This is a genomic window from Pseudomonas sp. KH_040 (assembly GCF_057839305.1).
On sequence record NZ_CM174487.1, the window covers coordinates 3,846,268 to 3,867,513 of the forward strand.

The window sequence follows — 21,246 nt, forward strand, 5'->3', positions numbered from 1 at the left end:
CTTGGAGAATTGTCGCAACAGTCCTTCGGGTGAGTAGACTGTCTTTTAGAGCCTTTTTTCAATCCTCAATCGAAGACCTGAAAGATCTCTCACTGACTGACCCTAACAAATCCCCGCAGAGCCTGATAGCTCGACTTTTGAAGGAAAAAAATGATCGCACCTATGAAGCGAGAGGAAAATATTCGACGTCTCAGAAAATATCTCCGCATTGACGCGGTTCTCTTTATAGCCAGCATGGTGGGTGCTTTTACTCTTAGCGGTTTTGCACACTTGGAAAAATTTTATCTGACCCTTGACATAGCGATTGAGCGAGTAAACATCAGTGCACAGCAGTTTTGGGCCTATGGTGCAACCGGATTCGGGTCCTTTCTTGGCACACTATTGTTTGCCATGTCTCTGGTTGGAACCATCACCCTGCTCATGCTGCTTTTTGAGCAACCCCGAGGCGACATTGGTGAATTCGTAGCCCCCAAATGGATTTCCAACGTTCGTGACCGTGCCGCAGAAAATCGCATTGGGTACATCGTTGTTGGAATTCTCTGCTTGCTCACGTTTCTATTGATATCCACTTGGTATCTTTTGGTACGCGTCCCCTCAAATACTGGCCAGGCAGCGGCGCTGGGTCTTGCTTCCAACTGCGACCTACGTCGTGTGATTTATGCAAAGCTTGACAAATATGAAGGCTGCCAGATCGCAGAATCCAACGACATGTTTTACTTTTTAAAGCGGCACCACGTCGACTCAATGGGTGTCGAGTTCCAAACATTCGAGTTACCGAAGTCCGGTATTAGAAACATCACAGGGGAAAAACAGACACTCACGTATAAACAGTAAAACAACGACGCGTAGCCAAAGCGAGGCGAAACGTACGGCAAAAATTCCGCCGTTACGGAACATGAAAAGCCAGCCATTCCTTTCCGGAAGCGCTGGCCGATGCCGCTGATCAATTAAGCACGAAGGTTCCATCTCAGATGGTTTTCAAGTTCAGGCGAATGCCGCAGTAGAAGGTTCCTCTGAGACAAGCCAACATGTGGGCGCGCTAAGCTGCTATTACAGTCCCAATTCAACTCCTTCCACCAACACCGTATTCACACATCAACGTTCTGAATGTATGCGGTATTTGTACCCACTTAAGTAAAGGGTATATCGCAGGCTCTATTTCGTCACTGGCAATGATTTTGGGAGCTATGAGTATTTTGGCTCTACTGCTGTCGAGATAAAGCACGTCAAATTCATCAGAACGAACATTAGTGCACGGTGAGTAGCTACTGAAGTCAGCAACATGTGCAAAGCGATATAACACTTCACCACGACGCTCATCCGATGCCAGAACAGTGGTTACAAATATACCAGCGAGAAAAAATACCAGACTGTTTGATAGATGGCAGAGCATATAACCGCCTGCTCGCATACGTTTTCGACGTAAATAGGAGTACCGCACTAACATTGCAAAGGAGACAATGGAAATCAGAAAGAAAATCCACTGGAGTTTAGCCACGGCATGCATGAATGTCGCTGCGGTCAATGTCATCGGTAGCAGAGAGGGGTCAACGTGAAACATTTGATTGATTTCGACTTGAGCATCGATCTTGGCAACAACGCTTAGTCCACCTAAAAAGACAGCCCAGATCAGTAAGCTCGACTTTAGGTGCATCAGCTTTTGAGCCAGCTTAATCTCGATAAGACTCATCAGAATGTAGAAACTGAGAAGCATCGACACCGCGAAAGCGAGGACGAACAGAGTGGGATAAGGCGTGCTTGACTGAACCGCGCAGCCGGCGACGACGATGAGGAGGAAAGCGATGACTGCCAGCAGGCAAAGTGCCCTGACTGTCGCTATCGGGGTTAGTGATTTGCTCTCTCCTTCGCTATGGGTAGCTGTTTTGTTCAGGTGGGAAATATCCTGCATATGCAGTCGTTCCTTGATTCCGGGTTGAGATTGTCAGCGCAGTATTGCTTCTAACCTATCGGCACTCCGACCCCGATGCTTAAGCACCCTTAGTCTGACCAGGGTTTCCAGCACTATTTGCGACAATGTCATTGATAAGACACTCCATACTGGCAGCCTTTCTGCTCCTGCGCATGTTCAAAGGTGAGAAGGCAGCTATGCTGGGAGTACGGTCACTCTCGCACGGCCAAGCGAACTCATCGGTTCAACCCAAGCCTCTGGGAATGTAAGGCTCGCCTGGCAAAGAGCAGGACTGCCGCTGGGAACTATCGGCCTCAAGTCCGGGCGGCGCGGTCCCCATCTTAGTTCTACCGAGTCAGGAAGACCGTGCTAGAAGGACAAGGAGATCTCAATGCCCGATCATGCTCGAACCACCACCGATGCCCTCCTGACGAGACACCCGACTCTCGAGATGATCACGCCGACCTATCAGAGTGACGACGAGACCATTGACGGCGGTGTTTGTCGCGGGATGGCCAGCCGCTGGATTGGCGCCCAATTACTTGGCGAGCAGAACATCGTCGCCTTTCGCAAACTCGCGACCAACACTGACGGTAAAGTGAATATGGAGTTCGTCAGATATCAGGCTGCCTTCAACGCCGTTGGCAAAGAATTCGAAACCTCGAGAACCCAGTTCAGAACCCTCATGGACGAGGCCGAACGGCTCGACGCAGTCTTCAACGGAAAGAGCGAGAGGGGCTGGTTTGAAAGGATGCCGACTGCGGAAAAAGTTGCCGAGGCTTCAGATGCAGCGGTGAAAGCCGCCACAAACCTCACCAAATCGGCCAGCATGCTCCATCGATACATGTCGGGCGGATTGCAGGAGGTTAATAAGGTGAGTGATGTCGACTACACAGCCTTCGAGCAAGCGCTACACACCCATCTCACAGGGAACGGTTTCTACTACATTGGACTCGGCGGTACACACGCTATTGCCTTCTACGTTGCACAAGCCGGCGAGTGCCTGTTTATCGACGCCAATACCGGCGAGTGGAAGTCGCCGGATCTTGCGACCCTCTCGACCTTTTTCGCCGACTACATGGTCAGCCTCTACGGTACCCAGTATGCAGGAAGGAGAGTCATCATTTACCACCACGCAAGTGTCATCGTCGTCAGCTAGTGAATGGCTGAGCGCGCTCTCCATCTCGCGATCTGATCGGCCACTGTTCATTCGAAAGCAAGACTGAGAATGTAGAAGGGGCACCTCGTCCCAGCATTTCCTGATAAGGCGCGACCTTGTTCAGCGACTGCTCAGACAGGTTTACACGTCAGCCACGCGCCCCAGAACAAACTGCTGAAGAACCGCGTCGCTTCGCCAAATCCCGCCTCATGCAACAGCGCCTGAACCGCCGCCTCGGAATGCGGCGGATCGGCGCCTTGCAAAATCTTGCCCAGCTTGGCCTTCACCTCCTCCGCGCTCGCACCCTGCTGGCGCCAGCGCTGCCCCCACGCTTCCAGCAATAACGGCTGACTGGCATAGGCGTAATGATTGCCCGCGACAATCAGCGGCGCACCCGGCTTGAGACGCGCCTGAATCGATTGCAGGATCTGGCGTTTGAGGTCATCACCGTTCAGATGATGGAGCACGCCGATCAACGTCGCCGCGTCGAATTGCGCATCGGCCGGCAAGTCCTCGACATGCCCGAGATGAATCTGCGTCCGATGCAGCAAGTCGTTGGCCTGCAGATGCTGCACGGCGGCTTCAAGCATCGGCGCGGAAGGATCGACCGCGATGAAACGCCACTGCGGTTCCAGCGCCGCCATCGCCATGATTTCCTGTGCCGTACCGCCCGCGCCGACCACCAGTATGTTGGCCGGGCGCGAACCGAGACTGGCGGCCAACATGCAGGCCGCCAGATCGTGACAGGCGTCGTAGCCGGCCAGGGCGATGCGGCTTTGTCGGGCGTATTCGCTGGCGCGGGAGGTGTCGAATTTTTCTGCTGATGCTGGGTGCACGACGAGACTCCTTTCTGTTTCAGAAGAAACTACGCCGAGAAATCACATAAGAAAAATTCATTAATTTTATGCCCCGCATTCCTCTCTGGAATGCGACATCAACGCTGATCATTAACCGCATCAATAACAGCCATTAATTCAATGAAGTTCTCTTATCAGGTTCGCGGCGTAAGATCGGCTCCAGACCTCACCACTACCCCACGGAGCACACACTCATGAAACGCCAAGCCGTTCTCAGCATCGCTTTCTCGCTCTTTGCCCTGAATGCTTTTGCCGCTGAACCTGCCACCCAGACTGATCCACTGTTCAGCGACGCAGTAGCCGCCGCGACCCAGACTGATCCGCTGTTCAGCGATGCAGTGGCCGACGCTACTCAGACTGACCCACTGTTCAGCGACGCGGTAGCCGCCGCCACCGAAACCGACCCGCTGTTCAGCGACGCAGTAGCCGAAGACGGTTCAGACCGTTTGCTCGAACGCCGCGCCGTCTGAATGCAGCGTTTCAGCGCAGTCACCGAAGAAAAGCCCGACCTCACCCGTCGGGCTTTTTTCGTCTGGAAGCGCTGCGCACCTGCCCTGCTCTGCCCGAAACTTTTCCTCCCCGATCGGCTTGATCACCTAACCTCATAGACTGTGTGATCAATTCGAGCCGCCGCACCCATGCGCAACACATTGAAGTCGTTGTTTATTCTCGCATTCATGCTGCTGGTTGGCGGTAGCCCGACGCTATGGGCAGCCGACTTGCCGGCGCCGGTAACCACCGCGGCTGCGCCATTGCCGGTGATTTCGCAAAGCGATCTGCAGGCCTTGCAACAACGCCTCGATGGCCTCAAACAACAGATTTCCGCAGCGAACAATTACAACCAGCTCGAAGGACCGCAGGATCGGGTGCAGGCGTTTATTCTGGATGTCGATCGGTTATCGGCGGCGTTGTTGCCGCAGCAGGCGCAACTGGCGGTGCAGTTGGGGGTGCTGGGGGCGGCGCCGGATGCCGATCTGGCGGCGGAGCAGGCAGACATCGTCGCGCAACGAGCGTCGCTGGCCGAGCAGAAGAGCAAGGTCGATGGCACATTGAAGAGCCTGGCGGCGCTGAAACAGAGCGCGGCGGATCTGATTACGCAGATCGCCGGCATCCGTCGCACACTGCTTGAAAGTGAGCTGACGCTGGGCACTGACAGCGTGCTGAGCCCGAGTTTCTGGTCGCCGCTGGTGAGCCCGAGTGACGACGACCGTCAGCGTTTACGCTTTTTCGTCGCGCAGGTGCGCAACACCTGGGCCACCGTGTGGGCACCAGGGGAACGTTTCTACACCAGTGTGTTGATGGCGTTGGCGCTGATCATCTGGACATTCGGCCGCAGACTGGCCGAACGCGGTCTGACCTGGGTGTGCATTTACCGCATGCCCGAGGGTCGCCTGCGTCGCAGTGCGCTGGCGTTCGCCTCGGCGCTGGCAACCATCGCCACCACCGCGATTGCTTTACAATTGCTGTTCTATGCCTGCACCCGCCACCAACCTTTGCCGCCGGTGCTGGAAACCTTCTCCGAAGAGTTCGAAAAAGTCGTCTATGCCTGCGTGCTGCTCACCGGATTGAGCCGTGCGTTGCTGTCGACCGAGCATCCCTCGTGGCGCCTGCCAGCGATTGCCGATCAAGTGGCATTGGCGCTCAAACCCTACCCACGCATTCTGTCCTGCACGTTACTGGTGCTGGTGACGCTGGTCCAGGTCAGCAATGCCACGGGCATGAGCAGCCAGATCGTGATCGCCGGGCGCGGGGTGATTTCCATCGTTGTGCTGGCAATCGTGACGAGTCTGCTGTTGCGCGTCGGCAAAGTGCGCAAGGCGCTGGTCGCGGCCAATGACGCGGCGGCGGCAAACAGCACGTTTGCCGGGGTGATTTACACCCTCGCCAGCGTCTCGATGTTTGTCTCGGCGATTGCCCTGCTCGCAGGCTACGTATCGCTGGCGCGGTTCATCAGTTATGAGCTGGTGTGGGCGTACATTGTCTTGTCGGGTTTCTACCTGCTGATTCAACTGGTCAAGGACGCCTGTGAGCATGTGTTTTCACCCCGACATGCGAGCGGCAAGGCGCTCAAACAGCTGCTCGGCATTGGCGATCGACGACTTGATCAGATCGAGATTCTGCTGTCGGGTTTCAGTCGGGCAGCGCTGCTGTTGCTGGCGGTCATCGCCCTGTTTGTCGGCGGCATCGGCACGACGCTCGGGCAACTGGCGAGCAACATCATGGCGATCCTCGGCGGCGCCGGACTGCGCAAGTTGAACATCGTCCCCGGCCATCTGCTCAATGCCGTACTGGCGCTGATGATCGGCATCTGGCTGATCCGCGCCCTGCGCCGCTGGCTCGACAACGAGTTCCTGCCCAAGACCGACATGGACCCGGGCATGTGCGCCTCGCTGAGCACGCTGTTTTCCAACATCGGTTACGCGTTCGTGATTCTGCTGACGCTGTCGTCACTGGGCGTGCAGTGGACCAATCTGGCGTGGATCGTCAGTGCGCTGTCGGTGGGTATCGGCTTTGGTCTGCAGGAGATCGTCAAGAACTTCGTCTCGGGCCTGATTCTGTTGACTGAACGACCGGTGAAAGTCGGCGACTTGATCAGCATCAGTGGTGTGGAAGGCGACATCCGCCGCATCAACGTGCGCGCCACGGAAATCCAGCTCAGCGACCGCTCGATCGTGATCGTGCCGAACTCGCAACTGATCTCGCAGAACCTGCGCAACGTGACCCTGGGCGGCAGCGCGCAAGGCGTGGCGTCACTGGAATTGGTGTTCCCGCTGGACATCGATCCCGAAGAGGTCAAGGACCTGTTGCTCAACACCTATCGGGAGAACGAAACCATCCTCGATAAACCGGCGCCGTTTGTGCGCTTCAGCAAATTGTCGCCGGACGGGATTACCTTGTCGGTGACCGGTTATGTGGGCAGTCCGAGGATTGTCGGGGTGACCAAAAGTGATTTGCTGTTCGAGATTCTCAAGCGGCTGGGTGCGGCAGAGATTGCGTTGGCGAAACCACCGGCGAGTGCGTAATGAATCGGTGAGGCTCTGGCATGGAATATTTTCGCTGTCTGAAAAATCGCTTTCGCGAGCAGGCTCGCTCCCACATTTTTGCGCGCTGAAGGGTTATTCCCGAAGCGCCTAAATGCCTGCTTTTTAGGTCTTTATTGGCGGTCAGACAGCAACCTTATACTCGAGCGGTTTACTCATCGTTCAATAAGGATGTTCCATGCCTCGACGTCTTCTACTGGCGGCGCTGTTCGTCGCCGTTGCCGGTTGTGCCAGCCCACCTCCTGCATCCGTTCACACCCATGACCCCGTCAGTTCGACCTTGCAAGGCGATGCGTCGCGGCCGGCGCAGGCGCAGTGGATTCGTACCGAGTTGTACTTCTCCGTGGGTTCGATCGATGGCAAGGACGGTGCGGTCAGCCCGGCGCGCTGGCGTGAGTTTCTTGATCAGGAGGTGACGTCGCGATTTCCTGATGGTTTCAGTGTGCTTGATGCTTATGGGCAGTGGCGGGACAAGGGTGCTCAGGCGCCTGAGCGCTTGAGTACCAAGGTGATTGTGATTTTGCATGAGAACAGTGAGAAGAATGTGGCCAACATCGAAGCGATTCGTTTGGCTTACAAGCGTATTACCGGGGATTTGTCGGTGCTGCGGTTGTCGCAGCCGGCGGAGGTGTCCTTCTAGAAGCTCCTCACCCTAGCCCTCCCGAAACGTCGGACCGCCCAAAGGGAGAGGGAACCGATCCGGGGATATTGAAGAAGTACGCCGACCTGAACGTGCTTCACTGAATCCATAATCGACTCAGTCTGTCAGGTCGATGTATCACGCAAGACACCTCGGTCGGCCCCCTCTCCCTCCGGGAGAGGGCTGGGCGGGCGGCGTTTCCGATGAGGGATCGCTTTTAAACGGCTCAACCCGGCCAATAGCACGGCACCAACCAGCAACACTCCAATCCCAAAAAACGCCCCAACCCCCACCACCGTCACGCTGGAATACAGCATGTACAGGCACAACCCGAAGAACAGCAACGGCAACAGCGGATACAACGGCACCTTGACCGGCCTCGCCACCTCGGGAAAACGCCCCCGCAGAATAATCAGCGCCACGCTGCTCAAACTCAAAAACAACCAATACACCGGAGTCAGGTACTCAACCATGGTGTTGAAACCGCTCTGGGTAAAACTGCCAAACAGCACCAGCAGCAACGCCACCGCACCTTCCGCCAGCAACGCTTTGCGCGGCACACCATGCCGATCGTCCCAAGCACCGAAGCTGCGCAGTTGTGGCACATCGCGCGCAGCAGCGTAAGTGGTGCGAGCGCCGACCAGCAGGGTCGAGTTGATGGTCGCGATCGCGGCGATACCGACCATCAGCAAAATCAGCATGACACCCGGTGCACCGAAAGCACGGTTCAACAACTCAACCGCCGGTGCATTGCTGGCGGCCAGTCCAGCGAATCCCAAGCCCTGAACGAACGCCCAATTGAGCGCCAGATAGATCGCCATCAACACGCTCAGCGCACCGAGCATGGCAATGAAAATCCCTCGTCGACCATCGCGAACCTCTGCCGATAATGTCGCCGCATCGCTCCAGCCGCCGAACGCCAGAAAGACGAAAATCATCGCCGCCGAAAACCCGGCCATACCGGTGTTTTGCGCGACGGGCGCAAGACTCGGCGTAGGCGCTTCGATGCCTTGCCAAGCCAAAAAAGCGCCGGCACTGGCAATGCTCAAAAAGCCCAGTGCCAACAGTCCCACCAACAAGGCTTGGGTGAGAAAGCCAATGTGCTTGCCAGTGAGATTGAGCAGTACCAGCGCCGCAATCACCGCCCCGGCAAACAACCCCGAGCCGTACTGACCCAACGGCATCACCGCATCGACGTAATCGGCAAACATGAACGCCGACAAAGCAATCCACCCGGTGTGCATCACCGAAAACCGCGACCAGGCGAACAGGAATCCCATGCGCTCGCCATACGCGGTGCGCAGAAAGTGATAATCGCCGCCAGGGTGCGGAAACGCCGTGGCCATCTCGGCAAAACACAGCGCGCCAATCATCGACGCGACACCGCCCAGCACCCACACCAGATAGAAATGTTCTGGCCCGACGTTGAGGGCTACAGTCGGCGCGGTTTTCAGAATATCGGTGGTGATCACCATGCCCAGCGTGATCAGCAACGCCTGAAACACCGGCAGATGCCGCCCCGGCCCTGCATCAGAAACCATAGGTGGCGCGGGCGTAGTAGTAGGCGCCGTTGGTGCCGATTGGCGAGAGCACGTCGTACGGCAGGTTGCCGCCGTAGTTGATCGCCGAACCGGAGCGTTCCGGGTAGTTGTCAGTGAGGTTGTTACCGCCCACGGCAATGTTGAATTTCGGCGTGAATTTGTAAGCCACCTCGGCGTCCAGTTGCCACACCGCGCCGTAGGTTTGTTCCGGTTGCGAATCGCCGAAATCGAACACGCGGGTGGTCTCGCCCTGGCGCGTCAAGCGTCCGAGCAGGCCCCAATGTTCGCTGGCCCAGTTGGCGGAAAAGATGAAGCGATCCTTCGGCGCTGCATCGGTCAGGGTGTTGGTTTCTTCGACGCCAACGAGCGCGTCATTGCCGATACCCAGTGCCGTCAGTTGCGATGGCGTGCCTTTGGTGCTGGTGACTTTGGTGTGGTTGTAGGTGTACGCGGTGGTCAGGCCCAATTGCCCTTCGTAGAACGGCTGATGGTAGTTGAGCACCAGTTCGGCGCCGTGGGTGCTGGTGTCGGCGGCGTTGGTGAAGAAGTTGACGTCGTGCACGCCAGCAACGCCGAAGTTGTCGTTGATGTAGTTTTCCAGGGCATCGCTGCCAATGCGTTGCGACAGGGTGATGCGGTCTTTGACGTCGATGCGGAACACGTCCAGGGATGCATCGAAGCGTTCATTCAACTGAAAGGTCAGGCCGAGGCTGAAGTTCTTCGAGGTTTCCGGATCAAGCTTCTCGGCACCCAGCGCACGGGCGATCGGGTCGTTGACCGAGAGCACGCGGATGTCAGTCAGCGTGCCGCCATCGCCGAAGTTGCTGGTGGTGTTCTGGAAGCCGCTCTGCGCCAGTGACGGCGCGCGGAAGTTGTTCGACACCGCACCGCGCAGGGCCCATTGCTCGGTGAGTTTGTAGCGACCACTGAGCTTGCCGGTCAGTTTGCTGCCGGCATCGTCGTAATGCTCCCAGCGGGTGGCGGCGTCGACGAAGAAACGCTCGGTGAGATCGCCGGACAACTCGGCGTAAGTACCGAACACGTTGCGATCCAGATCCGACTCTTCGCTCGGGCGCAGGCCATTGGCGCCGTCCGCTCCGGAGCCGATATACGAGGCCTCGTCACCGGCGTAGGTCAGGTAATTTTCGTAGCGGTATTCACCGCCCACCGCCAATACAAAGGAGCGCTCGCCGAGGCGCAGTTCGCGGCTGAAATCGAGGTTGGTGGTGGTCTGGCGCAGCTCGTAATCGCCGGTGTCGAACTTCGTCGGCGAGTCTTCGCCGAGACTGACGTTAAGCGTGCGCCGGGTCGTGCCATCGAAGCGGTTGCGGCCGTGGGTAACGCTGCTGTCGAAGTCCCACTCGTCACCGAGCAGGCCTTTGAAACCGGCGGTAGCGGAGACGTCTTTGTTGTCACCGAGCGATTGCGGCAAATAGCCGTTGGGGTAGAACTGCGGCTGTTCATACGGATAGCGATAGAACTCGGCGCCGGTGGTGTGGCGCTGGTTGTAAGTGCCAAAGCTGTAGGCCTTGCCGCCGGCCAGCGGCAATTCGCTGTTGAACCAGAGGTTGACGTCGCGCGCGACGCCGTCGCCCATCACATAGTTGCGCTGGCGGGGGGTATCGGCAAAACCATCGAAACCGGCGCGATTGGTCGGGTTGCGATCCTTGTATTCGGTACCGCCGCGGATAAATCCGCCCTCCTCGCCCAGGCGCGTGCCGATCTTCGCGGTGGTCACGCTGTTCTGGCCGTCGGTGGTGGTCTTGTCGATGGCGTCCTGATGGGTGTGATAGGCGCCATAACTGGTGGACACTTCGCCGCCCTCGGGCGCGTCGTCGAGGATGATGTTGATGACCCCGGCAATTGCATCGGAGCCGTACTGCGCGCCGGCGCCGTCACGCAGCACTTCGATGCGTTTGATCGCGCTGAGCGGGATCGAGTTGAAATCCACGGGTGCGGTACCGCGACCGATCTTCGACGAATCGTTGACCACCGCCGAAGTATGGCGACGCTTGCCGTTGACCAGTACCAGCACCTGATCCGGACTCATGCCGCGCAGTTGCGCCGCGCGCACATGGTCGGCGCCACCGGAGTTGGATTGGCGCGGCAGGCTGAAGGATGGCAATAACGTCTGCAACGCCGCGCCCAGTTCACCATCAGCGGCGCCGGCGGATTTCAGGTCTTCGGCGGTGAGCACGTCGACCGGCACCGGAGAGTCGAGCACGGTGCGCGAAGTACCCCGGGTGCCGGTGACCAACACGGTGCCGAGTCGCGATTCGCTGTCGGCGCTGGCGGAGGTTTCTTCTGCGTTGGCCGGAAGTTGCCAGATGGCGGACACGACAGCAGCCGCCAATAATGAACGGGAACGGTAATGCATATAACAGCTCCTTGAATCGCAGTTAATACCCGGCCGTTACCGACAATAAAGTTCGGCAAGCAATGCGCGGCAATGTCTGCTGTAGTTTTGGATTTCTGGAAGGCAGTGAAGGCTTGTTTACGGTGAGTTGCAGTTTCCCCAGCGTGAGACGTTTCCCCTTGAAGCCCGATGCTAGACGAGCTTCCGTCGATCGCAAAAGAACCAATAACGCTTAGGTTAGATCGCTCTAAAAAGTTGTTCTTAGTTCAACAGAAGTGTTGCTGAGCCAACACTTAAACCAACTAAAAACAATTTTTAGACTGAAATACGGTTCCCTGTAGGAGTGAGCCTGCTCGCGATAGCGGTATATCAATAAGAAAGTTGTCAACTGACACACCGCTATCGCGAGCAGGCTCACTCCTACAGTTTTGATCTGCATCAGACGCTACTTAGTCGAAGGCTTTCTCCAGCCAGGCATCCTCTGCAATATCCAGTTCATCACCACTGAATCGCTGTTCGGCAAACGGATCGGCGTGCAGGTGAAAGCCGTTCTGCTCCCAGAACCCCGGCTGTTCCTGTTCAACAAATTCCAGCCCGCGCAGCCACTTTGCGCTCTTCCAGAAATACCGCCCCGCCACCACCAACCGTAGCGGCCAGCCATGTTGCGCGGTCAGCGGCTGGCCAGCGTAATGGGTGGCCAGCAGACTGTCGGAGTGCAACAGATCATCCAGTCGCAAGTTGGTCTGGTAATCGTGATCGGCATGGGCCATGACGAACGCCGATGTCGGCTGGAAATCGAACGCCTGCAACAAATCCTGCAGATGCACCCCACTCCACTCAGTGTCGAACTTCGACCAGCGTGTCACGCAATGGATGTCGCAGCGAAGTTGCCGTTGCGGCAGTGCCTGCAGGTCGGCGTAACGTAATTCGATCGGTTGTGCGAGCGTGCCGAACACCCGCAGCGACCAGTTGGCGAGGTCATATTCCGGTACTGCGCCTTCGTGGAGAATTGGAAAACGCTCCGTCAGTACCTGCCCCGGGGGCAGTCGTTTACCGAATGCTGGATCGGCTTTCGGCGAACGGCTTTTGCGTAATCGCAAGGCTTTGTTGTGCATGGCAGCTCCAGAATTCTGAGTGGCAAATCAGCAATAAATTGTCTGACTCACCTCGTCCCTGTGGGAGCTGGCTTGCCAGCGATGAGGTCATTCCAGTCAATATCTCTGCCGACTGAGACTCCGCCATCGCTGCGATGCGGCGACCCGACAAGCCAGCTCCCACAGGTTTCTTTGTTGGATTTGATGATTCAGTTAGCCACGGGAATCCACGGGGCCCGCGCGACATTCGCGGTGTCGCCGAAAGCCGGGAGCTTCTGCGCCAGGTCGCGGACGTTCTTCACATCCAGATCCAGCAACTGCTGACGGGTAATCAGCGTCGGCGGCACCAACACCTGATGCCCCGGATTTTCCCCGGCAATCAACATCGCCAGACTGCGCACGCTGATCGCCCCGGCCACTTGCGGATTGACCGCCGCCGTCGCCGCCCAGGCGCTGTCCGGCTCTTTCATGATCTGAATATCGGCGGTGGAAATGTCGGCGCTATAGATCTTCACCTTGCTCGCCAGCCCAGCCTCATCCACGGCTATTTTCGCGCCTTTGGCAAACTCGTCGAACGGCGCAAAAATCACGCTGATGCCCGGGTTGGCGCGAAGCACGGCGCTGGCCTGATCCGCCACCGAGTTGGCAATCGGTGGATTCAGCGTGCCTAAGCGCGCCTTCTCGACGATCCCCGGATTGGCTTTCTTGACCTGACTCCAGATCTCGTCGCGGCGCTCCATCGGCGTAAATCCACTGATGTACACGTAGCCGGCATCGAACTTTGTGCCGTTGTCCTTGACGGCTTGATCCAGCGCCAGACGCGCCAGCGCATGGTGATCCTGCTCGACCTGGGTTACTTGCGGGGTGTTCAGATCGACATCGAAAGCGACGACTTTGATGCCTTTGGCGATAGCCCGGTCAATCGGCGCTTTCAGTGTTTCGGCCAGGCCGAGCTGAACGATGATGCCGTCGACGCCCAGATCAATCGCCTGATCGATCATCTCGCCTTGACTCGCCGCCTGCTGCCGGGCATCGAATACGCGCAGGTTGGCACCCAGCGCTTCGGTCTGTTTTTCCACGCCACGCAAGTACGCCTCGGGGAAGTCCCCAGAGAACAAATAACCGACCAATGCAATCTGCACCTGACCTTTGTCGAACGGCGCCGGCGCGCCGGGCAAGGCTTTGGCCTGAGCGCTCAGCGCCAAGGCCGAGAGCAACGCGCCGGCGAGGCAATGACGGGCAAATTGTTTGATTGAACCGTGCATACAACTTCCTTGAATGAAGCGGCTCAACGCGCCCGATGCGCGAGGCCGAACGTGAACATCAGGGCCAGCACCAACACCAGTCCCTTGACGAAATCCTGCGCGTAGTAAGGCGCGTTAAGCATGGTCAGACCATTGAGCAGCGCCGCCACCAGCAGCGCACCGATCAGAGTGCCAAAGGCATTGGGCTTCTTCGCGCCGAGTACGGCAAAACCGATCAGCGCCGCGCCGAGAGCATCCAGCACCAGGCCATTGCCCGAACTGACGTCGCCGCGACCCAGCCGCGCGGCCAGCAACAATCCCCCCAGCGATGCAAGCAGCGCCGAGAGCACGTAAGCCAACAACTTGAAGCGCTGCACCGGCGCACCGGCCAGTCGCGCCGCTTGCTCGTTGCCGCCAATGGCATAGAACAAACGACCAATGCGCGTGCGTTCGAGAAACAGCCACACGGCTAAAGCGACCACAGCGGTAATCAGCACCGGAATCGGCACCACCTCCCACAACCGCCCGCGCCCCAGCGCAAGAAACGCGGCACTGAACGTACCTTCGGTTTCCTCGCCACTGGGCAAGGTCATGCCCACTGCAATCGAGCGTCCGCCCGTGGGAATCAACTGCACGCCGATCACTAGGAACATGCTGCCCAGCGTCGCGAGAATGTCCGGCACCCGCAGTTTGACGATCAGCCAGCCGTTGAGCAGCCCGACCAGCGCGCCACCCGCCAGACTGATCAACACCGCCGGCACCGCACCCCAGCCGAGCACGACCATCACGTAACTGGCGATCATCAGGCTCATCGCCGCCACGGCGCCAATCGACAGATCGAGGCCGCCGACGGCCATGGTCAGCGTCACGCCCAACGCCAGCAGTGCGACAATCGACACCGATTGCAGGATGCTGAACAGGTTGCCGACGCGCAGGAATGCCGGCTCGGCAACACTGAAAAACACCACGATCAGCGCCAGCAGCCACAACAGGCCGTAGCGGATCAGCACATGCAGCAGACGTTCGGCGCGGGCCGGCTCGGTCGATAACAGTGAACTTGAATCAGGCACTCGCTCTGCTCCTTGGCGTGGCTTGAGGGGAATGTTCGGTGACGTCGCTGCCGGCCGTGCCGCGACCAGATCAGCACGATTGAGGCCGGCGCGCGGGTACTCGGCGACCACGGCGTGATCGCGTACCAGGAGGATGCGGTCGGCAATTTCCAGGGCTTCATCGACATCGGCGCAAATCACCAGCGTCGCTCGGCCCTTGGCGCTGTCACGCAACAGTTGGCCGATGTCGCGGCGGGCACGCACATCGACGCCTTGAAAAGGTTCATCGAGGATCAACACCCGCCCTTCGCCGAGCAGCCAGCGGCCGAGCACGACTTTCTGTTGATTGCCGCCCGACAGTGCGCTCATCGGCACATCGATACCGGCAGTCTTGATCCCCAGTTCTGCCACTTGTGCCTCGACCGCTGCCGCTTCGGCGCGGTTGCGGATAAAACCGCCACGAGTGAAGCGCTCGAGAAACGGCAAAGTCAGGGTTCGACGCAGAGAGAAATCCGCAACCAGCGATTGACTGGCGCGATCTTCGGCTGCGAAGAAGACCCCGCTTTGAATGGCCTGACGTGGCGAGTCCGCACGCCAGTCAGCGCCATCCAGTTGCACCCTGCCCGAGGCCGCTTTACGCAGGCCGAACAGCACCTCGGCGATTTCACTTTTACCGGCGCCCAACAGGCCGGTGAGCACCACGACTTCGTTCTCGTGCAGGGTCAGATCGAACGCGGCGGATCGCGGCAGGATTTGCAAGGCGTTGAGCTGCAACACCTCGCGCCCGGCCACGCGCGGCTGGTAAACATGCTCGGCCAGCGTATGCCCGAGCATGGCGCTCACCGCTTCCGGTAATTGCCGCGCCGTGAACTCGCCCGCGAACTTGCCATCGCGCAGAACGATGGCGCGATCCGCCACGCGTTGCAGGTCGGAAAGTCGATGGGAAATGTACAGAATCGCCACACCGCGACTGCGCAAGGTGTCGATCAATCCAAACAACCGTTGCGCCTCGGCATCGGAGAGCGCCGCCGTCGGTTCATCAAGAATCAGCAGACGCGGCTGCAACGCCAACGCGCGAGCAAGCACCACCAGTTGCCGTTCGGCCTGACCGAGATGTTCGATTGGCTGCTCCAGTGGCAACACCAGACCCAGTCCAGCGGCGATACTCGCAGCGCGTTCCAGCAGGCGTTTGCGATTGAGCCAGAAGTCCGCGTCTGGCTTGCACAGCTCATCGAGCAGCAGGTTTTCCGCGACACTCAAACCGGGTGCGATGCCCTCGTTGATCTGTTGGTGCACCGCGACAATACCGAAGCGTCGCGCCGACAGCGGCGAACTGAAATGGCGTGGCGCGCCCTCCAGCCAGATCTCGCCAGCGTCGGCGGTCTGGCTGCCCGCGAGGATCTTCACCAGAGTCGACTTGCCCGCGCCATTTGCACCGAGCAACGCCACGACTTCAGCGGGGTAGATGTCCAGGCTGACCGCATCCAGCGCCCGGCTCACGCCAAATATTTTGCTCAACTCACGTACACGAATCAGCGGCTCACGGGCCACAGCGACCGGCACACTCATACAATTCCTTAGCGGCGATGCGCCAGCGAACGAACCAATCGATCGCCCAGGCTTTGCACGCCTTGAACGAGGATCACCAACACCACCACCGTTGCGACCATCACTTCATTGTTGAAACGCTGATAGCCGTAACGGATCGCCAGATCTCCGAGTCCACCGCCGCCGATCACCCCGGCCATCGAGGAGAAACCGATCAGCATCACCAGCGTCAGCGTGATGCCTGCGAGCAATGCCGGCAGCGCTTCGGGCAACAGCACTTTGAAGATCACATGACCGATGTCGCCGCCCATGGCGAGGATCGCTTCGATGCGGCCCTTGTCGACTTCGTCGAGGGCGTTTTCGACGATGCGCGCGAAGAACGGAAAGGCGCCGATGGTGATCGGCACCACAGCGGCGGTGCTGCCCAGCGTTGTGCCGACCACCAGCCGCGTTAGAGGAATCAGGGCAATCAGCATCACCACGAATGGCAGCGAACGGCCAAGGTTGACCACGCCACCCAGCGCGGCATTCAGGCGTGGCATCGGCAGCAGTCCATCGCGTCGACTGATAAACAGCAACACGCCCAGCGGCAAACCGATCAGCAGCGTGAACAGCCCAGCGAGCAGGACCATGTACAGGGTTTCACCGGTGGCGTTGAACACCATCTGCAGGATTTCATCCCAATTGACCGTGCGGTTCATGAGTGCGCCGCCCTTACACCGTATTGCTTGAGAAAACTCAGGCCCGGCTCAGCGTGGCCCAAGGGCAAGCCGCAGGTCGGTCGCAACGAAGCACCCAGTTGCGATTGCGCATCGGCCAGCAACCGTGGCACCGGCCCGGCCTCGACCAGACGCCCGTTGGCCATGAATGCGGCGTGGTCACAGATCGACTTGACCACCTCCAGTTCATGGGTGATCAGCACGATGGTCACGCCAAGTTGCCGATTGATGTCGCGCAGCAGTTCGAGGATCGACGCGGTGGTTTCCGGGTCGAGCGCGCTGGTGGCCTCGTCCGATAACAGATAGGCCGGCTCAGCGGCGAGCGCGCGGGCAATCCCGACGCGCTGCTTCTGGCCGCCGGACAACTGCGAGGGAAAGGCTTGCGCCTTGTCACTCAAGCCAACCAGTTCCAGCAATTCGCGCACCCGCACATGGCGCCACGGCTTGCCCACCTTGGCGATCTCCAGCGGTACCGCGATGTTGTCGAACACCGTGCGTGAATGCAGCAGGTTGAAGCCCTGGAAGATCATGCCGATGCGCTGGCGCTGCTGGCGCAGTTCGCTGACCGAAAGCGTCGTCAGGTCAACGCCATCCAGCACAATGCGTCCACTGTCCGGTCGCTCAAGCAGATTGAGGCAGCGTAGCAGCGTCGACTTGCCCGCCCCGCTACGCCCGAGAATCCCGTAGACCGCGCCGTCGGGAATGCTCAGCGAGACCTGATCCAGCGCCGGTTGCGTGGCCGACGGGTATGTCTTGCTCACCTGCTCGACGGCGATCATGGTTTGCCGCCCGCCACCGGAATCACTGAACCGGCGAAGTTGTCGCTGATGTACTTGGCCACCTCGGGCGACGTCAGGTCCTTGGCCAGTTGCGCGATACGCGGGTCGTGCGCAAGCTTCGGCGTGGTCACCAGAATGTTGGCGTAAGGATTGTGCTCGGCTTTCTCCAGACCCAAAGCATCCTTGGCCGGCACCAGGCCGGCGTCCAGCGCGTAGTTGCCGTTGATCACGGCCAGGTCGACGTCGTCCAGCGAGCGCGGAATCTGCGGCGATTCGATCTCGAGAATCTTCAGCTGTTTCGGGTTTTCGGCGATGTCCTTGGGCGTTGCCTGATCCGCCGCCGGATCGTTGAAGCCGGGTTTGAGCTTGATCAGGCCGTTGTCCTGCAACAGGTACAGCGCGCGGCTCAGGTTGGTGACGTTGTTGGGCACGGCGACGGTGCCTTTTACCGGCACGTCGGCGAAGCTTTTGTGCCGGTGCGAGTAGATGCCCAAGGGTTCGATATGCACCGTGGCCGCCACCGCAAGTTTTTCACCGAGGGCCTTTTCCTGGGATTTCAGGTACGGCAAGTGCTGGAAGTAATTGGCGTCGACATCACCGTGCACCAACAGCTCGTTGGAGTTCACGCCGTTGGGGATCTCGATGACTTTGAGATTGAGTTGCGGATCGATTTTCTGGATGTACGCCAGAATCTGCGCGTGGGGCACAGGGTCGGCAGCGACGCGTAACGGCTCCAACGCCTGCGCACCGAACGACGTCACCAGCGCGCCGAGCACGGCCAGGGTCAAACCTGCTTTCTTGATCATGTGCGGAGTCCTTGAGCGAGTGATGAGTCAGGCGGATTTTCGAACGGGCGGTGGTGGCAGCAGCGCATCGGCGTAGAAGCGCTGCGCGACATCCGGATGCGAGCGCAAACGACCCTTGAGGTAGTTCCAGCCGACATCGCGAAACAACGGATTGAGCGGATCACTCGCCGGCCCGCGCGCCTCGCGCAACAGTGCGGTGGGCAGCGGATACAGCGGCACCACGGCATCCAGTTGCGCACCGAGGAAGAAGGCGATGGACAGGCGTTCGCTACCCGCCGGTGGCGAAACCACTCGATGGACCGTGGCCCGCAGATAACCGTTGCTGGCCAGTTCAAGCAGTTCGCCGATGTTCACCACCAGGGTGTTCTCGCGCGGCAACGCGTCGATCCAGCGACCCTCTTCGATTTCGACCTGCAGACCGGCCTGCTGGTCTTGCAGGAGGAAGCTGAGGAAACCGGAGTCCTTGTGCGCGCCGACGCCCTGGTGACTCGACTCGCTGGACTGGCCGGGATAGCGCATCAATTTGATGTGTTCGTTGGGTTTGTCGCCGTAGAGCTGATCAAACGCATCGGCGCGCAGCGAGAGTGCCTGAGCGAACGCACGCAGCAGGCGCAACGACATCCGCGTCATCGCCTCTTGCCATTCCAGCAGCAAAGGTTTCAGTTCCGGCAGTGCCGCCGGCCATTGGTTGGGGCCTTGCAGCCGCGCCCAGAACGGGCTGTCCGCGTCTAATGGCAAAACCTCGCGCTCGGCGCCCAGATCGAACTGTTCACGCAGATCGGGCTGGCCACGGGTGATCTCCGAGGCGGCCCGGTTGTAACCGCGAAAGTGCGGCGAGTTGATCATGCCAACGGCGGTTTTCTCACTGTCGGGCAAGGCGAAGAACTGCCGGGCGTGGGTCTGCACCTGCTTGAGCAAGTCGCTGTCTATACCGTGGCCGGTCAGATAGAAGAAGCCGACGTCGCGCGCGGCGTGGCGCAGGTCTTCAAGAAATTCGTAACGCTGCTGCGCCGTGCCTTCGAACAGCGACAGGTCCAGCGTCGGTAATGTGGAGATATCGAGGGTATGCGGCATGATTCACTCCCGTGTGAATCAAACCTGAAAAACCTGTGATCGATTCAGCGTGTGCCGTCATGGCAATCGGGGGTCTATCGGTTTGATGCGTTTTGATTCGTCGTTGCGACAAAACTAAACGATCTTAAAAATACGTAGCCAATATCTTTTTCGCATTACCTTAGGCCCGATTTCCCCTCACCCCAGCCCTCTCCCGAGGGAGAGGGAGCCGACCGGGTTGTCTTGCGTTATACATCGACCTGAAAAACCGGGTTGGATTCGGTAAGAAACGTTCAGGTCGGCGTAGCGCTCAAGATCATCTCGGTCAGTCCCCTCTCCCTCCGGGAGAGGGTTAGGGTGAGGGGCACAGACGACTCGGTATCAAGCCTCCTGCAACGCACGCGGCCGCTGACTGCGTTGTTCAGCACTGGCATCCGGCGCCGGTTGCAACTGGAAGTCGAACTTCAGCTCGGCATAACGCCCCGACACCGCGTCCTCGCGGAACACCACCTCCCCGACCAAGCCTTCACGGGTCGCATAGGCGAAGTCATCCCACAGGTATTGATCACCCGACAGATTGATTTGCGTCGTCAGGTGCCGATGCCCCGGTGCGCTGATAAAGAAATGCACATGGGCCGGACGCTGGCCATGGCGGCCGAGCCGGTTCAGGCATTCCTGGGTCGGCCCTTGTGGGTCGCAGCCATAACCGGAGGGCATGATACTGCGAGCGCGGTAACGGCCTTCGGCGTCGGTAATGATGCGGCGGCGCAAGTTGTATTCGGACTGGCTCGGGTCGAAAAACGAGTAGGTGCCCTTGGTGTTGGCGTGCCACAGGTCAACGGTGGCACCGGCCAAGGGCTGGCCGTGCAGATCGAACACCCGGCCTTCGAGGTGCATAAGGGTGGCGACGCCCTCTTCGCTGCCGTCATCCATGCGGCACTCGCCTTCACACAACGGCGCGCCGGCCACGTACAGCGGGCCTTCGATGGTACGCGGTGTGCCGCCGGTCAAGCCAATCTGTGCGTCCTTGGCGTCCTGCAACAGGTCGAGGAAATGCTCGATGCCAAGGCCTGCGACCAGTAATCCCGCCTCCGAACGAGCACCCAATCGGTTGAGATAGTCGACCGCTTTCCAGAACTCACCATCAGTGATTTCCAGGTCTTCGATGATCTTGGCGCTGTCTTGCAAGATGCGCAGGACGATGGTTTTCAGCCGGGATTTACCGTCGTCGTTGGCAAAACCGGCGGCTTCCTTGAAGAATTTCTGCAGCTCGGCGGTGTGGGCAATTTTCACGGTCATAGTGGTTACCTCATCTTGTTGTTTTGTGGTTTACGCGAATCTTCAGGACAGACCACCTTCCCCTGTGGGAGCTGGCTTGCCAGCGATTGCGGTGTGTCATCCAGCATTGATGGCGGCTGGTGTATTGCTATCGCTGGCAAGCCAGCTCCCAC

Annotated in this window: 17 protein-coding genes and 1 pseudogene; 5 read left to right on the forward strand and 13 right to left on the reverse strand. The window is 58.9% G+C overall.

Annotated elements, in window-relative coordinates:
* The first annotated feature begins 150 nt into the window (after positions 1-150).
* Positions 151-834 carry a hypothetical protein gene (locus AC3IUF_RS17140; protein WP_489278735.1) on the forward strand — a complete coding sequence of 228 codons (684 nt, stop codon included), beginning with the start codon at positions 151-153 and terminating at the stop codon, positions 832-834.
* Between the two features lie 229 nt (positions 835-1,063).
* On the opposite strand, the gene AC3IUF_RS17145 is transcribed toward AC3IUF_RS17140, so the two are convergent.
* Positions 1,064-1,909 (reverse strand): hypothetical protein, encoded by an 846-nt coding sequence (locus tag AC3IUF_RS17145; protein ID WP_007916103.1) that lies wholly within the window; start codon positions 1,907-1,909, stop codon positions 1,064-1,066.
* A 391-nt stretch (positions 1,910-2,300) separates the two neighbouring features.
* Here AC3IUF_RS17145 and AC3IUF_RS17150 point away from each other — a divergent pair, with 391 nt between their 5' ends.
* Complete coding sequence (locus tag AC3IUF_RS17150) at positions 2,301-3,068, forward strand: YopT-type cysteine protease domain-containing protein (RefSeq protein ID WP_007916102.1); 768 nt, start codon at positions 2,301-2,303, stop codon at positions 3,066-3,068.
* 131 nt (positions 3,069-3,199) lie between these two features.
* Here the strand turns inward: AC3IUF_RS17150 and AC3IUF_RS17155 are convergent, their stop codons facing one another.
* Positions 3,200-3,904 (reverse strand): class I SAM-dependent methyltransferase, encoded by a 705-nt coding sequence (locus tag AC3IUF_RS17155; RefSeq protein WP_489278736.1) that lies wholly within the window; start codon positions 3,902-3,904, stop codon positions 3,200-3,202.
* 215 nt (positions 3,905-4,119) lie between these two features.
* Here AC3IUF_RS17155 and AC3IUF_RS17160 point away from each other — a divergent pair, with 215 nt between their 5' ends.
* From AC3IUF_RS17160 to AC3IUF_RS17170, 3 genes are all read left to right on the forward strand, one after another.
* Positions 4,120-4,395, forward strand: a complete 276-nt coding sequence (locus tag AC3IUF_RS17160; RefSeq protein WP_489278737.1) for a hypothetical protein — start codon at positions 4,120-4,122, stop codon at positions 4,393-4,395.
* 168 nt (positions 4,396-4,563) lie between these two features.
* Entirely contained in the window at positions 4,564-6,948 is a 2,385-nt protein-coding gene (locus tag AC3IUF_RS17165) for a DUF3772 domain-containing protein (RefSeq protein ID WP_489278738.1), read from the forward strand.
* 196 nt (positions 6,949-7,144) lie between these two features.
* Positions 7,145-7,606, forward strand: coding sequence for a DUF3574 domain-containing protein (locus AC3IUF_RS17170; protein WP_489278739.1), 462 nt, complete (start codon positions 7,145-7,147; stop codon positions 7,604-7,606).
* A 125-nt stretch (positions 7,607-7,731) separates the two neighbouring features.
* Here AC3IUF_RS17170 and AC3IUF_RS17175 read toward each other — a convergent pair whose 3' ends face one another.
* The 11 genes and pseudogenes from AC3IUF_RS17175 to catA form a co-directional block, all read right to left on the reverse strand.
* Positions 7,732-9,147 carry an APC family permease gene (locus AC3IUF_RS17175; protein WP_489278740.1) on the reverse strand — a complete coding sequence of 472 codons (1,416 nt, stop codon included), beginning with the start codon at positions 9,145-9,147 and terminating at the stop codon, positions 7,732-7,734.
* Positions 9,137-11,524, reverse strand: coding sequence for a TonB-dependent receptor plug domain-containing protein (locus AC3IUF_RS17180; RefSeq protein ID WP_489278741.1), 2,388 nt, complete (start codon positions 11,522-11,524; stop codon positions 9,137-9,139). The genes AC3IUF_RS17175 and AC3IUF_RS17180 overlap by 11 nt, the downstream gene beginning before the upstream one ends.
* Positions 11,525-11,952: 428 nt before the next feature.
* Positions 11,953-12,618 (reverse strand): sulfite oxidase-like oxidoreductase, encoded by a 666-nt coding sequence (locus tag AC3IUF_RS17185; RefSeq protein WP_489278742.1) that lies wholly within the window; start codon positions 12,616-12,618, stop codon positions 11,953-11,955.
* 188 nt (positions 12,619-12,806) lie between these two features.
* A complete protein-coding gene (locus AC3IUF_RS17190) occupies positions 12,807-13,862 on the reverse strand; it encodes a substrate-binding domain-containing protein (RefSeq protein WP_489278743.1) in 1,056 nt (351 codons plus the stop codon).
* Between the two features lie 23 nt (positions 13,863-13,885).
* Positions 13,886-14,911 (reverse strand): ABC transporter permease, encoded by a 1,026-nt coding sequence (locus AC3IUF_RS17195; protein ID WP_007916088.1) that lies wholly within the window; start codon positions 14,909-14,911, stop codon positions 13,886-13,888.
* Between the two features lie 315 nt (positions 14,912-15,226).
* Positions 15,227-16,459 (reverse strand): annotated as a pseudogene (locus AC3IUF_RS17200) (sugar ABC transporter ATP-binding protein); the annotation flags it as partial.
* A gap of 8 nt (positions 16,460-16,467) precedes the next feature.
* Positions 16,468-17,139 (reverse strand): methionine ABC transporter permease, encoded by a 672-nt coding sequence (locus tag AC3IUF_RS17205; RefSeq protein ID WP_489278744.1) that lies wholly within the window; start codon positions 17,137-17,139, stop codon positions 16,468-16,470.
* Complete coding sequence (locus AC3IUF_RS17210) at positions 17,136-17,936, reverse strand: methionine ABC transporter ATP-binding protein (RefSeq protein WP_489278746.1); 801 nt, start codon at positions 17,934-17,936, stop codon at positions 17,136-17,138. Before AC3IUF_RS17210 ends, AC3IUF_RS17205 begins: the two co-directional genes overlap by 4 nt.
* A complete protein-coding gene (locus tag AC3IUF_RS17215) occupies positions 17,933-18,742 on the reverse strand; it encodes a MetQ/NlpA family ABC transporter substrate-binding protein (protein WP_489278747.1) in 810 nt (269 codons plus the stop codon). The genes AC3IUF_RS17210 and AC3IUF_RS17215 overlap by 4 nt, the downstream gene beginning before the upstream one ends.
* Positions 18,743-18,769: 27 nt before the next feature.
* Positions 18,770-19,816: an isopenicillin N synthase family dioxygenase gene (locus AC3IUF_RS17220; RefSeq protein WP_489278748.1), complete on the reverse strand. Its 1,047-nt coding sequence runs from the start codon at positions 19,814-19,816 to the stop codon at positions 18,770-18,772.
* A gap of 360 nt (positions 19,817-20,176) precedes the next feature.
* A complete protein-coding gene (catA, locus tag AC3IUF_RS17225; protein ID WP_489278749.1) occupies positions 20,177-21,094 on the reverse strand; it encodes a catechol 1,2-dioxygenase in 918 nt (305 codons plus the stop codon).
* Positions 21,095-21,246: the final 152 nt, after the last annotated feature.

What these genes read in the sequence shown, in the direction of transcription:
- catA (WP_489278749.1), bottom strand. Translation starts at nt 21,094, where the DNA reads ATGACCGTGAAAATTGCCCACACCGCCGAGCTGCAGAAATTCTTCAAG.
- AC3IUF_RS17205 (WP_489278744.1), bottom strand. Translation starts at nt 17,139, where the DNA reads ATGAACCGCACGGTCAATTGGGATGAAATCCTGCAGATGGTGTTCAAC.
- AC3IUF_RS17185 (WP_489278742.1), bottom strand. Translation starts at nt 12,618, where the DNA reads ATGCACAACAAAGCCTTGCGATTACGCAAAAGCCGTTCGCCGAAAGCC.
- AC3IUF_RS17145 (WP_007916103.1), bottom strand. Translation starts at nt 1,909, where the DNA reads ATGCAGGATATTTCCCACCTGAACAAAACAGCTACCCATAGCGAAGGA.
- AC3IUF_RS17170 (WP_489278739.1), top strand. Translation starts at nt 7,145, where the DNA reads ATGCCTCGACGTCTTCTACTGGCGGCGCTGTTCGTCGCCGTTGCCGGT.
- AC3IUF_RS17140 (WP_489278735.1), top strand. Translation starts at nt 151, where the DNA reads ATGATCGCACCTATGAAGCGAGAGGAAAATATTCGACGTCTCAGAAAA.
- AC3IUF_RS17165 (WP_489278738.1), top strand. Translation starts at nt 4,564, where the DNA reads ATGCGCAACACATTGAAGTCGTTGTTTATTCTCGCATTCATGCTGCTG.
- AC3IUF_RS17180 (WP_489278741.1), bottom strand. Translation starts at nt 11,524, where the DNA reads ATGCATTACCGTTCCCGTTCATTATTGGCGGCTGCTGTCGTGTCCGCC.
- AC3IUF_RS17210 (WP_489278746.1), bottom strand. Translation starts at nt 17,936, where the DNA reads ATGATCGCCGTCGAGCAGGTGAGCAAGACATACCCGTCGGCCACGCAA.
- AC3IUF_RS17220 (WP_489278748.1), bottom strand. Translation starts at nt 19,816, where the DNA reads ATGCCGCATACCCTCGATATCTCCACATTACCGACGCTGGACCTGTCG.
- AC3IUF_RS17175 (WP_489278740.1), bottom strand. Translation starts at nt 9,147, where the DNA reads ATGGTTTCTGATGCAGGGCCGGGGCGGCATCTGCCGGTGTTTCAGGCG.
- AC3IUF_RS17215 (WP_489278747.1), bottom strand. Translation starts at nt 18,742, where the DNA reads ATGATCAAGAAAGCAGGTTTGACCCTGGCCGTGCTCGGCGCGCTGGTG.
- AC3IUF_RS17190 (WP_489278743.1), bottom strand. Translation starts at nt 13,862, where the DNA reads ATGCACGGTTCAATCAAACAATTTGCCCGTCATTGCCTCGCCGGCGCG.
- AC3IUF_RS17160 (WP_489278737.1), top strand. Translation starts at nt 4,120, where the DNA reads ATGAAACGCCAAGCCGTTCTCAGCATCGCTTTCTCGCTCTTTGCCCTG.
- AC3IUF_RS17150 (WP_007916102.1), top strand. Translation starts at nt 2,301, where the DNA reads ATGCCCGATCATGCTCGAACCACCACCGATGCCCTCCTGACGAGACAC.